Source organism: Nonomuraea sp. NPDC049141, assembly GCF_040648415.1.
In the GTDB taxonomy this organism is placed as follows: Bacteria; Actinomycetota; Actinomycetes; order Streptosporangiales; family Streptosporangiaceae; genus Nonomuraea.
This window is the reverse complement of the sequence record NZ_JBEZDR010000025.1, coordinates 1-11,797: the sequence shown is the minus strand read 5'-3', so window position 1 is coordinate 11,797 and position 11,797 is coordinate 1. Positions and strand designations below refer to the sequence as shown.

The 11,797-nt window shown below is 65.1% G+C and carries 15 protein-coding genes and 1 pseudogene; 7 read left to right on the top strand and 9 right to left on the bottom strand.

Annotation, left to right across the window (positions count from 1 at the left end):
- The first annotated feature begins 217 nt into the window (after positions 1-217).
- Positions 218-514, top strand: coding sequence for a hypothetical protein (locus AB0B91_RS50340; RefSeq protein WP_358337238.1), 297 nt, complete (start codon positions 218-220; stop codon positions 512-514).
- A gap of 118 nt (positions 515-632) precedes the next feature.
- Here AB0B91_RS50340 and AB0B91_RS50335 read toward each other — a convergent pair whose 3' ends face one another.
- Positions 633-1,112: a hypothetical protein gene (locus tag AB0B91_RS50335; RefSeq protein WP_358337235.1), complete on the bottom strand. Its 480-nt coding sequence runs from the start codon at positions 1,110-1,112 to the stop codon at positions 633-635.
- A 401-nt stretch (positions 1,113-1,513) separates the two neighbouring features.
- Between AB0B91_RS50335 and AB0B91_RS50330 the strand changes: the two genes are divergently transcribed.
- Together AB0B91_RS50330 and AB0B91_RS50325 are read left to right on the top strand one after the other, a co-directional pair.
- Positions 1,514-1,882 carry an Mth938-like domain-containing protein gene (locus AB0B91_RS50330; RefSeq protein ID WP_358337232.1) on the top strand — a complete coding sequence of 123 codons (369 nt, stop codon included), beginning with the start codon at positions 1,514-1,516 and terminating at the stop codon, positions 1,880-1,882.
- A 20-nt stretch (positions 1,883-1,902) separates the two neighbouring features.
- Positions 1,903-2,106, top strand: a complete 204-nt coding sequence (locus tag AB0B91_RS50325) for a hypothetical protein (RefSeq protein WP_358337229.1) — start codon at positions 1,903-1,905, stop codon at positions 2,104-2,106.
- A 94-nt stretch (positions 2,107-2,200) separates the two neighbouring features.
- On the opposite strand, the gene AB0B91_RS50320 is transcribed toward AB0B91_RS50325, so the two are convergent.
- Together AB0B91_RS50320 and AB0B91_RS50315 are read right to left on the bottom strand one after the other, a co-directional pair.
- Positions 2,201-2,566 carry a hypothetical protein gene (locus AB0B91_RS50320; protein WP_358337226.1) on the bottom strand — a complete coding sequence of 122 codons (366 nt, stop codon included), beginning with the start codon at positions 2,564-2,566 and terminating at the stop codon, positions 2,201-2,203.
- Positions 2,567-3,532: 966 nt separating this feature from the next.
- Positions 3,533-4,117, bottom strand: a pseudogene (locus tag AB0B91_RS50315) (helix-turn-helix domain-containing protein); the annotation flags it as partial.
- Here AB0B91_RS50315 and AB0B91_RS50310 point away from each other — a divergent pair.
- Positions 4,111-4,470 carry a 2'-5' RNA ligase family protein gene (locus AB0B91_RS50310; protein ID WP_358337223.1) on the top strand — a complete coding sequence of 120 codons (360 nt, stop codon included), beginning with the start codon at positions 4,111-4,113 and terminating at the stop codon, positions 4,468-4,470. The pseudogene AB0B91_RS50315 and the gene AB0B91_RS50310 sit on opposite strands and share 7 nt — an antisense overlap.
- Before the next feature lie 308 nt (positions 4,471-4,778).
- Positions 4,779-5,675, top strand: a complete 897-nt coding sequence (locus tag AB0B91_RS50305; protein ID WP_358337803.1) for an aminoglycoside phosphotransferase family protein — start codon at positions 4,779-4,781, stop codon at positions 5,673-5,675.
- A gap of 50 nt (positions 5,676-5,725) precedes the next feature.
- Here the strand turns inward: AB0B91_RS50305 and AB0B91_RS50300 are convergent, their stop codons facing one another.
- The 3 genes from AB0B91_RS50300 to AB0B91_RS50290 form a co-directional block, all read right to left on the bottom strand.
- Positions 5,726-6,139 carry a VOC family protein gene (locus AB0B91_RS50300; RefSeq protein ID WP_358337220.1) on the bottom strand — a complete coding sequence of 138 codons (414 nt, stop codon included), beginning with the start codon at positions 6,137-6,139 and terminating at the stop codon, positions 5,726-5,728.
- Between the two features lie 72 nt (positions 6,140-6,211).
- The gene (locus tag AB0B91_RS50295) at positions 6,212-6,685 is read right to left on the bottom strand and encodes an NUDIX domain-containing protein (RefSeq protein ID WP_358337217.1); all 474 of its coding nucleotides are present in this window, start codon (positions 6,683-6,685) and stop codon (positions 6,212-6,214) included.
- Between the two features lie 101 nt (positions 6,686-6,786).
- On the bottom strand, positions 6,787-7,704 hold the full coding sequence (locus tag AB0B91_RS50290; protein WP_358337214.1) for an alpha/beta hydrolase: 918 nt from the start codon (positions 7,702-7,704) through the stop codon (positions 6,787-6,789).
- Positions 7,705-7,927: 223 nt separating this feature from the next.
- Here AB0B91_RS50290 and AB0B91_RS50285 point away from each other — a divergent pair, with 223 nt between their 5' ends.
- Positions 7,928-8,473, top strand: a complete 546-nt coding sequence (locus tag AB0B91_RS50285; RefSeq protein ID WP_358337211.1) for a sigma-70 family RNA polymerase sigma factor — start codon at positions 7,928-7,930, stop codon at positions 8,471-8,473.
- Positions 8,470-8,943 (top strand): hypothetical protein, encoded by a 474-nt coding sequence (locus AB0B91_RS50280; protein WP_358337208.1) that lies wholly within the window; start codon positions 8,470-8,472, stop codon positions 8,941-8,943. The genes AB0B91_RS50285 and AB0B91_RS50280 overlap by 4 nt, the downstream gene beginning before the upstream one ends.
- 331 nt (positions 8,944-9,274) lie before the next feature.
- Here the strand turns inward: AB0B91_RS50280 and AB0B91_RS50275 are convergent, their stop codons facing one another.
- The 3 genes from AB0B91_RS50275 to AB0B91_RS50265 all read right to left on the bottom strand — a co-directional run.
- Positions 9,275-10,399, bottom strand: coding sequence for an FAD-dependent oxidoreductase (locus AB0B91_RS50275; RefSeq protein WP_358337205.1), 1,125 nt, complete (start codon positions 10,397-10,399; stop codon positions 9,275-9,277).
- A 501-nt stretch (positions 10,400-10,900) separates the two neighbouring features.
- Positions 10,901-11,380, bottom strand: coding sequence for a hypothetical protein (locus AB0B91_RS50270; RefSeq protein WP_358337203.1), 480 nt, complete (start codon positions 11,378-11,380; stop codon positions 10,901-10,903).
- 261 nt (positions 11,381-11,641) lie between these two features.
- On the bottom strand, positions 11,642-11,797 hold a 156-nt coding region (locus AB0B91_RS50265; RefSeq protein WP_358337800.1), incomplete at its 5' end, for a transposase.

The following is an 11,797-nucleotide window of genomic DNA, read 5'->3' as shown; positions in this document are numbered from 1 at the left end:
TGCAACTGGGGCGTAGGCGGCTGAGGTGGAAGCCTGATCACCCCGTTCGCCATCGATCCCGGACAAGGCGAGCAGATCAGGACCACGGGTATCACGTCGTTCGTCCGGTTCTGGTACCTGTGGCCCTGGCCCGCTTCCCTTTCGGGCGGGTCGACGGCAGACGGGATGAACAGGCGAGGCGGAGTGTGCGCGGTGCGCAACCGTGGACACTGCTGGCATGAGCAACCGCCCCGATCCCACCAGATCCGTAACCATCCAGGTCCCTGTATACGTTCCGGACTATGGAGTCGCCTGGGCGTGGCCCATGGATCATCCGCTGAGCGTCCGAGTGCATCCCGGCGAGGTCGTGATCGAGGGAGACAAGATCGCGCTTCGTACTCTTGCCGAACTTCTGCTGACGCTTTCTGAGCCCGATACACCCTCTAGCTTTCACTTCCATCTAGAGGCATCCAAAGGAGATCTAACACCAGAGTCCGTGAACCTCGTGTTCGATCATGATGAGTGGGACGAGTGACGGCCGGGCCATTGATGGGCCATTAACCAGGTTCGATTCCCGTCACCCGCTCCACACATGGAAGCCCAGATCACCGGGTCGATTCTGGGGTTGAAGTTGCAATTCTGTCGAGCCTTGATCACGGCGTCTCTGTCATGTCGCTCTTGTGGCGAGCGGCAGTGGCTGCTATCAGAAGTCGCTCGGTGACGCCATCCGCACGGGTCCGCCGGCCCAGCCATCGCGCGATGTTGGACCTTTGCACGGCCCAGGCTACGATCTGGCGTCCATCAGTCGAGGTGATGCAGAGGCCGTGGTAGCCGCCCGAGACCATGCTGATCTCTACGAGAGAGACTTGATAGGTCTTATAAGGGTTGCGAACGACCACGCTGTCCTCGGTCAAGGTGATGTTCGGTCGCACACCCAGGAGCCAACAGCGCACCCCCGCTGCTCCAATAAGAGGACACACCCCGATCAGACTAAGAACGCCTATAAACGCATCGCCGCTCACGGCCATCTGCACTCCGATCGCTGCAAACGCGACCATCAGTCCTGCGAAAACCACAGTGCCCAGCACGCCTGCAATACGTCCGGCATATCCAACTCGCCACACCTGCCGCATTGTCCAGCCACCTCACAGAGACTCAGGAGCCAGATAACCAACTCGTGAACGAATGGCGCTCGCAGAGCGTTCCTGCCTCTGGCGCCGCTTCGGCGTGGTGACTTTCTCAAATCCGACGTAGATCACGTGCCAGATCCGAGCCAGAACGAGCGGCCAACCACGGTCACATAAGATCAGTCGACTACTCCTGACCAGTGCTCTCGTTTGTGCAGGTAACACGGCCATTCAGGACCGGCTCTCATCACGCCGTGTCGATGCGGTTCCCAAGCTGACAGTGCGGGTGAGTCGCATCGGTAACGCTGGGTAGCCGTGGGCCTCGACGGCCCTGCTGGGTGGGACGGCGGCGGCGGGGCGATCAGGCGGGGTTACGTGAGTGACATGGCGGCAGTTACTGTCGCCTCATGGAGTCTCGATCGCCGTTGATCACGCATGTTTCATGGGGCCGGATGGTGGTCGAAGGCTTGGGTGAAAGCAAGGACTTCAAGCTTTACCCCGGCGGCGGGAGACCCTGGGACTGGCGCGAAACTGGCACAAGACACAAGCCCGGCGTCCAACCCGCGGACGTACAGGAGCTACTCGACAGAGGCAGCCAAGTGATCGTTCTCTCCCGGGGGATGCGCTTGGTCTTGGAGACCTGCCCCGAAACGCTTGATCTCTTGAAAGCCCACGGCGTCGAGGTGTACGTCGAGGAGACAACCGTGGCCGTTCACCGCTACAACACGCTGGCTGAATCCCTTCCTGTCGGAGGCCTGTTCCACTCCACTTGCTGATGGCGTGAGAGCATCCGCGGGTGAGCGGTCCATGGGATGCCATCGATGGTCATGTCTTCGCAGAGCGCATCATCCAAGCCTTAATGATCATTCGAGATCAGTTCGGCGACACGGTTCCCGAAGCCATAGACCGGTTCGGCGAACGCTATGAGTATCTCCGGGAGACACGTCCAGACGACTTCGCCAAGCCCCGCGAGGAGTACGGGCGAGGCTTTTACTCCTGAGGTAGACAGTTTCATCCCGTCCCACGACGTTTATCGGAGACCGCACGGTACTCCTCACCTGCGTTGAATCGTGTGGACAGCTCAAGATCGAGCTTTAATCCGTATGCGGCTCATTGGCGTCAGGCGGAAGCGCACCACATGCACTTTCGTTCTCTCCTGTCGCGATCATGTCTCGTACAGCAGCGATCATAGAGGCGAGGCCTGGGTCGCGAATGATGATCAGATCGGAACACCAGAAGTACCGGCCGTTGAGACATTCGCCCGTGTCTCGCCAGCGATCCATGACCTTGCTGACGACCGCTGGCGTAATGAACGTTGCGTAGCGACGAGTACCGTCAGGAAGTGTGATGGTCGCGTCAGCCTCATCCGCCGTCTCGAGAGCGTGGTCCTCCCAACGTGGGATCTGCATCTCGAATTCGGGCTCACTGATGCGGTAGAAGGCACCATCGATCTCGATCACGGGCCTACCCTGTCGAGCTTCTCGTTGTGTCGCAACGACGTCGCATCAGTGCCATCTCTTCCACGCAGGTCATGCGCTGATCGCCAGTTGGGTGGGGCGACGGTGACGGGATGATCTCAGACGTCGGTGGACTGGTGCGGGAGATATCGCTGCCCCATAACCTTGTCCAGACCTGATCACCGAAGGGTTCGATGTGCGCATATTCGTCGTGGCCATCGTCGCGATCCCGCTCTTGGGGGGTTGCGCAGTATCGATCCGTGACCAGCATGGTTCGGGTTCCGCACCGATGCCTCGCGGCCTGATTGACCCACCCGCAGTCACTCGTACTCTCACGGATCTTGTGCGAGGAGCCAAAGGAAAGGTGCTCCTTCATCACGTCGATCGGAAGGGGCAGAACACTGTCTGGAGCACGGAGCTCAATATGGGAACGTCGTTTCGCCTATCCATCGACTGCGTAGAAGCGAGTGGGGTGATGACCGTCCTCATTGATCAGTCTCGGTTGCCGCACCAATGCTCTGTCGGTCCCAACGACATTCGGATCAGTACAGTCCCCGACGAGCTGGCCCTCCGGAGCATCAAGGTGGAAGTGCCCAAGGGGGCCAAGTGGGCCATTCTCATTTCGAAACCACCTCAGAGCTGAGAGGAACCTGTGCGAGAGGTCGTCAGTCGACGGGCCTGGTAGCGACGACGTCGGGCCATGATCGCGTGCCAGATGCGGTTCAGAACGGACGGGGAACCGCGGTCTCTCGCGGGAACTCGCGACCACTCAACCCCCGCCGACCTGGATCCCCGTTTTCCCAGATCAGAGCGTCAAGATCAGCAGTCGGTTCCCAAACTGAGAGTGCCGGCTCAATTCTCGTCACCTGCTCTTTTGAAGCCCCAGGTCATACAGGCTGGGGATTGTTTGTCGTCCAGCTTTGCTCTGGGAGTAGGCCTGCCACCTGCGGCGCTCGCGGCTGCGGGCCTTCACGGTCGCGGAGTCCACTTGATCGACCATACGTCAGCCAGGAGGGCCGTCGGCGGATCGACGCCGGAAGTGCTCGTAGACCGCCTTCCAGCCTTGCCAAGTGAACGGCCCCGCCTCCCCTCTTCGTAGCGGATGCGGTGCGCGCTTACCGCTTCCGAGGCGGCGGGGGCAGGAGCGTGGCAGTGAGCGTGTCGGCCAGCCATTCCTCGTACGTGTCTGCGGACCAGCCCCGTCCTGTTGTGATCTGGGTGTACAACTGTGGGCCGGTCAGGGCCCAGACGGCGTCCGCCAGGTGGGCCGGATCCGCCTCCGGACCCGGCCTGGGTCAGCAGTGCGAACAGCGTGGCGATCCGTTCATGGATTCCGCGCGCGTACGCGGCGTAAAGCCGGAGCTTGGCGCCCAACTCTCTGGTCCGCAGGATCTCTCGCACCTGGGGGCGGTCCGCCATGGGAACCGGTTCGTCGTCTCCGGCCAGCGTGATGTCCCACAGGGCCTTGACCATGCCCGGCTTGCCGCCGAACGACTTGTACACCGTTTCGGCGGAGACCCCCGCCCGCTCGGCCACAGCACGCACGGTTGTGGCGTGATAGCCCTCCCGGAAGCCACCAACGGCGCATTGGGCTTAATGTCCGGTTCGACGAGTGCCGGCGTTTCCCCGACGTGGTCTACCTCGCGCCGACACCTGACCAGCCGTTTCGCGCCCTGACCGAGGCCGTCGTGGCACGGTGGCCCGAAGCGCCGCCCTACGTTGGGCAGTTCGCGGACGTCATCCCGCACCTGACTGTCGCCCACGACCGGCAGGCGCACGTGTTCGACGAGGTGGAAGCCGCGTTGACCGCACGACTGCCCATCACTGCCAATGTGGCCTCGGTCAGCCTCTTCGTCAGCGACGGCAACCGCTGGCACCCACGCGCCGAGTTCCCACTACTCGGGTGATCTCCCCACTCGCCATCGACCCGGGACAAGCCGAACTCCTTCGGGCGGGTCGACGGTCAGCCGGGCGGGGTGCGACGTCGCGCGGGAAATCATTCAGGCGGTGGCCAAGCAGGGGATCACACGCATCTTTCTCAGCGTCGAGCGCGCCAACTACACCGCCAAGCAGCTCGCCGACACCATGATCTACGAAGCTTCATAGTTTCTCTGCCGGAACGAAGCGCCTCCGGCAGGGGCACTCGGGGCCGCCTTACAGGGCCGAAAACACGTTGCAGGAGAAGACCGAGACACGGAACGCTTCCGGCGTGAAGATGCACGACAACCAGCTGTCAGTGTCACCGGAGACAGTGCGCACATTGGTGGATGAGCAGTTCCCTGAGTGGCGGAGCCTTCCCATCACAGGCGTCGCTTCGCATGGGACGGTCAACGCCATCTTTCGCATCGGCGACCGCTTCGCAGCTCGGTTCCCTCTACAGGCCGGGCACGTCGACCCAACGCGGCGCTGGCTGGAGTCCGAAGCGGAAGCAGCCCGCGAGCTGGCCGGTCGTACGCGGTTCAACACGCCCGAGCCGGTCACGCTCGGTGAACCCGGCGCGGGATACCCACTTCCATGGTCGGTGCAGACTTGGCTGCCCGGCGTCGTGGCCACCGATGAGGACCCGGGCGAATCAGTCGCGTTCGCCCATGACCTGGCCGATCTCATCAATGACCTGCGCGCGATCGACACGCGTGGCCGCGTGTTCGCCGGCAAAGGCCGGGGAGGCGACCTTCAATCCCACGACGCATGGATGGAGACCTGTTTCAAGCACAGCGAACAACTCCTGGACGTTCCGCGTCTTCGCGAGCTGTGGAAAAACCTTCGAAGCCTGCCGCGCAACGCCGCCGACGTGATGACCCACAGTGATCTCATTCCCGGCAACGTGCTTGTGTCCGCTGGTCGGCTGGCCGGAGTTCTCGACGTCGGCGGCTTCGGACCGGCCGACCCTGCTCTGGATCTCGTGAGTGCCTGGCATCTGCTCGAGGCTGGGCCGCGGCAGGTGCTCCGCCTGGACCTCAAGTGCGGCGACCTTGAATGGGAGCGAGGCAAAGCGTGGGCGTTCGTACAGGCGATGGGGCTTGTCTGGTACTACCTCGAAACCAACCCGGTCATGAGCCGGATGGGACAATGCACCCTGGAACGCATCCAGGCCGACAAATCGCCGGTCTGAGCTTGGAGATCCCGATTGGCGCGCGCCCGTGTTAAAGCTGCGGCATGACGTTATCGAGGGCGGGTCCCCAGGTGCTGAGAGATGCGCAGCAGGTAGCCGTCCGGGTCCTGCACCGCGAACTGGCGCACGCCCACGGCGTCGACGGTGCGCGCGTACCAGCGATCTTCCAACGGCAGCCACATCTCGTAGCCGGCGGCAAGCAGCGTGGTGTGAATCTGGTCTACGTCATCCACTTCGACGGTGAGGTTGATCCCACGCCCGTAGGGGTGGTCCAGTTCGGCGCGCGGGTAGAGACGGTCTCGGCTCCGTGGCTGCTCCAGCATCAGGTCCGCTCCACCACCACGTTCCAGGTAAGCGAATCGCTCCTGGGGACGCTCGTAGCGAATCGTGAAGCCCAGCAGGTGGTAGAAGGCCAGGCTGGCCTGGATATCGGAGCAGATCAGTTCAGGAACAATCAGCGACACTTCATCACTCTGGCAGTTCCCCGAACACTCCAGCAAATCTCATCGGCCCAGTGCTCGGGGGGAAGGAGGAAGTCAACCCATCAGCAGGCTGGTGAGCGGAGACCGTACATCGGCCGGGTAGAGGTTCACCTGCTCGAACTCGCCTGCAGTTACCCATCGGAGCTCGAAGCTGTTGTCCGGCCCGTGTGCCGCAGCTTCGTCACCTGACAGCACAGGGACACCGCTCACCCCAACGACCAGGAAATAGAAGGCGGGGCGTCCGTTATGCGTGCTCGTCCACAGCAACCGATCGATCTCTCCCGTCAGGGTGGTCTCTTCGTGCAGTTCACGGAGCGCCGCGATCTCTGCTGATTCACCAGCCTCGACATGCCCGCCGGGGAGGACGGCGTAGTCATGTCCGGGACATTGAGGACCTTGCCGCTCGGCTGCCTCACACATGACGCAGCCCACTCTGCGGCTACGCCGAAGGAACCGCTTGATGATCAAGACTCGGTCGCCATCGACGACAACAGCAGCGGCCCGGGGGATCGGCATGATCTCGATCATAAGTCGGGTTCGGTTAGCGAATGGGGTCGGCGTCCTCGAACTCATGGCGATCATCAGGGAGCATGTGCGTCCGGAGAGCGGAGGCGCCGCCGGCCCGGTGCTCACGCCGAGCCGGCCGACCTGCCGACCCGGGCCTGGAGCGCGCGCAACGAATCGGCCACCACCTCCGGGCACTCCTCGTGCAGGAGGTGACCCGCCGACGGGACCACCCGGACCGTGAGGTCGTCGGCGTACCGCTCGCCGCCCGGCAGGAGGTCCGGCGGTATCACCGGGTCCTGTGCGCCGCCCAGGATCACCGTGGGCACGGCCAGCCGGAGGCGGCGGTGCGTGCCGAGGAGTAGCGCCGGAATGTCGCGCAGCACGTACTGCCAGAACATCGACTGTCCCGCGTGCGCCGACACGGCGGTCGCGGCGGCGAACTCGTCGAGGTCGGCGGTACGCCACGCCGACGGATCCGCGACGCCGTACCTCAGCAGGAACCGTGCGAACCCCGGCCGGCGCCGCAGTATCCACCGGCCCAGTACCGGATACTCGACCACCGCGGTGAACCACATCCGCCACAGGTTCCGCAGCACGGACAGGTGCCGTGGCCACGGATGGACCATGTTCAGCGCCAGGTACGCGGCGACCCGCTCGGGGGCGCGCAAGCACAGCCGGAAGCCGACCTGTGCGCCCCAGTCGTGCGCGACCAGGACAACCCGGTCGAGGCCGAGCTCGTCCAGCAGGGCCAGCACGTCACGGCCCAGCCCTTCGATGTCGTAACCGCGCCTGGTCTGCTGCGACCAGCCGAAGCCCCGCAGGTCCACGCAGATCAGCCGGTGGCCGGGGAGCAGCGGTACGAGTTTGCGCCACGCGAACCAGTGCTGCGGGAAGCCGTGCAGCAGGAGCACGGGGTCGCCGCCGCCGGACTCGTCCCCGAACTCGGCGACATGCAGCCGTACGCCGCGAACCTCCACCCACCGGTGCCGGACGGCCGCCTGGGCCATCTGGGGCATCGGCCGCTCATTTCGCAGTTCCATGACGGCACCTCTCTTCTCGGGCAGGCTTTGCACCCATCGAGAGGCGGGCCGGCGCGCGGAGGTTCCCCGGGCGGCCGGGTCGCGGATGTGTTCCATGTCACCGGAACCTTCCGCGCCCTCGCCCCCTCCTCCAGCCGGACACTCATAACGCCGTCGTGGAGGTCGCGTTGAACCTGGACCCTGGAAGACCCGTTCCATGCCCACCCAGGCTGTAATGGTGCGTATGCCCACCCCCGAGGCGAGTCACGGGTCCGGGCCGGTGCGTGGCGTGGACCCGGCGCGTACCCGCGCGCTCGTGCGGGCCGCGCAGCGCGATGACGCGCTGGCCATGCAGGAGTTGCTATCGCTCCTCAGCCCGTACGTGGGGCGGCTCGCGGGCCCGATCGCTCTCGAAGACGGCCCCGACGCCACCCAGGAGGCACTCATCGTCATCTTCACCAGCCTGAAGCAGCTCAGGGAACCGGACGCGCTGTTCGGTTGGGCACGGGCCATCACGGTTCGCGAAGCCGTACGGATCGCGCGCAAGGCCGGTCGGGCACGGCCCGCCGAGCTCAAGGACGTGCCCGCGCCCGGAGACCCGCAACTGTCCGCCGACGTCCGTGACGTGTTGGACCGGCTCTCGCCTGAGCACCGTGCCGTGCTTACCCTGCGCGAGCTGGAGGGCCTCGACGAGCGGGCCGTCGGCGAACTGCTCGCCGTGCCGCCGGGCACCGTCAAGTCCAGACTGTTCCGCGCCCGGCGCAGCTTCAGGAAGGAGTGGGATCGATGACCTGGCCCATCGCCGAGATCGACGACGTCGCGAGACTGCGCGTCCTCGCCGCCGCCCAGCCCAGCGCCGTGTTCGCGGACGGGCTCGTCGACGCCCCCTTCGAAACCGTGTGGGCGGTAGCCGCCGACTTGGAGCGGGAACTGCCCGTCCTGTTGCCCGACGTACGCTCTCTGCGTGTGACGGCGGCCGACGGGGAGCGGCTGCGCGCCCTCGCGCGCGGGTACGGCGGGCTGCGCGCGCAGTTCGACATTGTGCTGAGGCCGGGCTGGTGCGTGATGCAGAGCAGGTTCCTGCTGGGCGGCATGGCCGCCGTCCGGGTGGGGGACCGGACCAGATTCGCCTTCCTCGGTGGCTTCCGGTTCCCCTGTGTACGGCTGCTGCGCCCGGCCCTGACCCCGGTCGGCCGCGCCTACGCTCCGATGGTCCTCCGCAGGCTGCGCGACCGCCTAGGGAGCTCAGACAGTTTCTAGTGGGGGTGCGGCCCCCACGCCCCGCTCAACTGCATCGCCTTCGCTTACGGGGGCTGCTTCGCGCCGATCAAGCTCAGACTGTCGCTTTCCCTTCGGGCGGGACGACGACAAACGGGAGGATCAGACGGATGGCGTATGCGCGTGGCGCTCCCAGTCGACCTCGTCGTATTCGTCGATCCACACTTCGGCGCGGACCTCGCCCAGAAGCTTGATCACGGCGGCGTCCAACATGAAGCACAGAGCACCTTCTCCTGGTCCGAGCAGGTCACGCGTAAGGTGCAGTTCGGTCTTTGCTCCCTGACTGACCAGTGAGGCGAGCTTGCCCGGGCTGTCAAGGGAGGAACCGCTCCGGGCGGAAGTCCGCAAGCATCTCATCTCTCTTCCCGCTGAGGATCTCCGAAGCGAGCAGTCGGCCGATTACCGGCCCGAGTGTGATGCCGCTGTGGGTAACGGCCTCGTAGTAGCCCGGCACAGACGGCACCGCTCCCACCGAGGGGAATCCGTCGGCCGGGATGGGCCGGTTGGCTACCCGTGTCTCTACGATGCGGGAGTTGCCGAGCTCGGGAACGACGTGCCGCGCCGATTCGTGGAGCAGCCGTGCGAGTTCCGCTGGATCTTCGCCTGTGTCGATGAGTGCGTCGATCTCGCGGCTGTGGAGGACCATCGAGGCGTCTCCGTCAGGACGGAGCTCGATGTGAGGCGCGTGCATGGCCCGGTGAATCGGGACCTGGGCACAGCTGATCCGGGTGATGACGCCGGGTTCCCGGCGCATCGGCAAGTGCCGTGCGATGAGCTCGGCGATGTGGGAGGCGTTGGGGCCTGCTGCGTTCACGACGGTGTCGACGTCGAGACGGCTCCCATCGGATAAGGCAACTGCCCGGATGCTCCCGTCGGAACCGGCGCCGATGTCACGGACCGCGGTGCCGGACCGGTGCTCGGCGCCGGATGCGACGGCCTGGCCGACCAGGCGGCCGACGAGATGACGTCCGTGCACCCAGGCTTCGTCGGCGTAGAACAAGACTGGAACCTCGCCGGGCATCGTGAGAGCAGGTTCGAGGCGGCGGCGCACCTCGGCACCCGTGTACACCTCGACCCGGTAGTCCCAGCTAGCCAGCAGTTCGGCTGTTTCCAGGAACTTCGCCTCCGCTGCGGGATCGTCTGTCCAGCGCAGGTGGCCGCTGGGATGCCACCATGAGTCTGGCCCGATGGTCCTGGCCAGCTCACGGTACGCTGCCATGCCTGCGACGTTCAGGTCGAAGTAGGACTTGCGCACGGTCTTGTTGCTGGCATTGACCCACGAGAAAGACCAGTTGGTGACGCCTTCGCCCGGCTGGCCCGCGTCGATGAAGACCACCTTGGCGCCGTGCCGGGTCAGGTTCCAGCCCACGCTGGCTCCGAGGATGCCTGCTCCGATGACCGCAACACGTTCAGGCCGCTTCACGGACGCGATCCTCACGAACGGCCCCTTCCCAGATCACGGGCGAACTCCCGTTTCTAGTATGCAAACAGGTGGAACGGTGAGCACTATGAACGGGACAGGCAAAAGCTCCCGAATCGGGTGCGAAGCGGGCCCGGCTTCTTGGTGATGGCAGGCGATGGCACCGACATTCCCGGGGCGGTCGTCTTCCCGGATGGCGGTGCGTGGGCGGCGCGGGTAGGTGGCCAGACCGGCGGCGTTGGAGTTGGCCAGGTGTGAGGAGCAGCCGCCTGATGATCACGTGTTGGTGAAGACAACAGTGCGCGGAGGCGGTCAGGCAGCTGACCAAGGACAAGAAGGGCGAACGGCATGGGGAGGTCCGCCCCGCCGGCAAGGACTGCTTCGGGCTCGACCAGTGCCGGGCACGTGCGTACTCGCCCGGTCACGCCGCACGCTGGCGTGCCTGGCGACGCTGCCACCAGGCACGTCCCCGCTGGTTCCACCGCCGCACCCGCCTCAGCCGACCTGGCGGCTGCCGTACTAGATCTCCGTTCTCGCCTGCTCGATTTGCCGCACGATGGCATCGGCACCATGCGCCTGTGCGATGGCGTGCGCCTCGTCGAGTGTCGCGAGCGCGTCCGCCCGGCGGTCCTGGGCGGCGGCGATGTAGGCCAGCCCGACCATGTTGGCGGCGGTCTCGTTGTCACGTCGGATGACCTGATGTAAGCAGCCGATCCAGAACAACGCCTCGGCCTCGCCGCGCGCGTCGCCCAGCGCCCGGTACAGCTCGATCGCGCGCTCGAACAACGGCAGTTCAGCCGGGTCCTCGACGGGTGACGAGCCGGCGCCGGCGCGCTCGTTGAGGAACCGCGCATGCAGGATCCGCCCACGGGCCAACGCGGTATCGGCCTCCACCGCGTCCAGGTCCCGTTCGGCGTTGGTCAGCACGCTGGTGTCGCCGCTGAACACTGCCCGTTCATAGAGCGTCTTGGCCCGTTCGATCCGGTCTTCGGCGTTCATCGCCGCCCCCGCCCTGGCATCGCCACTATGTACTGGATCAGCAGCAGAGTACTCAGGCCCAGGATCGTCATGTGGACGGTCAGCGATGAGTGGGTTGGCCAAGCAGGTGGGCGGCCGCCACGTGATCATCTTCGACTTGTGGAGACAAACTTCAGCGGAATCTGGCGTGGAACCCCGGGCGTTTACGCCCGGGAGGAAACGACAGCGCGGGAGGGCCTCCAGGCCCGAGCGGTGCCGTGACGGTTGGTTCAGGTGAGCGGATCAGTCCGGCCGTTTCTGGTTTTCGATGTACTCCTTGATGATCGACAGTGGGGCGCCGCCGCAGGAGGCGGCGAAGTAGGACGGGGACCAGAAGTGCCCGCCCCACAGATAGTGACGCACGTGCGGGCCGAACTCTTTGCGCAGGAGCCGGGCCGA

Coding starts and splice junctions, on each gene's coding strand:
- AB0B91_RS50285 (WP_358337211.1), top strand. CDS start 7,928: ATGCCCACCCCCGAGGCGAGTCACGGGTCCGGGCCGGTGCGTGGCGTG.
- AB0B91_RS50330 (WP_358337232.1), top strand. CDS start 1,514: ATGGAGTCTCGATCGCCGTTGATCACGCATGTTTCATGGGGCCGGATG.
- AB0B91_RS50270 (WP_358337203.1), bottom strand. CDS start 11,380: ATGAACGCCGAAGACCGGATCGAACGGGCCAAGACGCTCTATGAACGG.
- AB0B91_RS50335 (WP_358337235.1), bottom strand. CDS start 1,112: ATGCGGCAGGTGTGGCGAGTTGGATATGCCGGACGTATTGCAGGCGTG.
- AB0B91_RS50290 (WP_358337214.1), bottom strand. CDS start 7,704: ATGGAACTGCGAAATGAGCGGCCGATGCCCCAGATGGCCCAGGCGGCC.
- AB0B91_RS50295 (WP_358337217.1), bottom strand. CDS start 6,685: ATGATCGAGATCATGCCGATCCCCCGGGCCGCTGCTGTTGTCGTCGAT.
- AB0B91_RS50305 (WP_358337803.1), top strand. CDS start 4,779: ATGCACGACAACCAGCTGTCAGTGTCACCGGAGACAGTGCGCACATTG.
- AB0B91_RS50340 (WP_358337238.1), top strand. CDS start 218: ATGAGCAACCGCCCCGATCCCACCAGATCCGTAACCATCCAGGTCCCT.
- AB0B91_RS50280 (WP_358337208.1), top strand. CDS start 8,470: ATGACCTGGCCCATCGCCGAGATCGACGACGTCGCGAGACTGCGCGTC.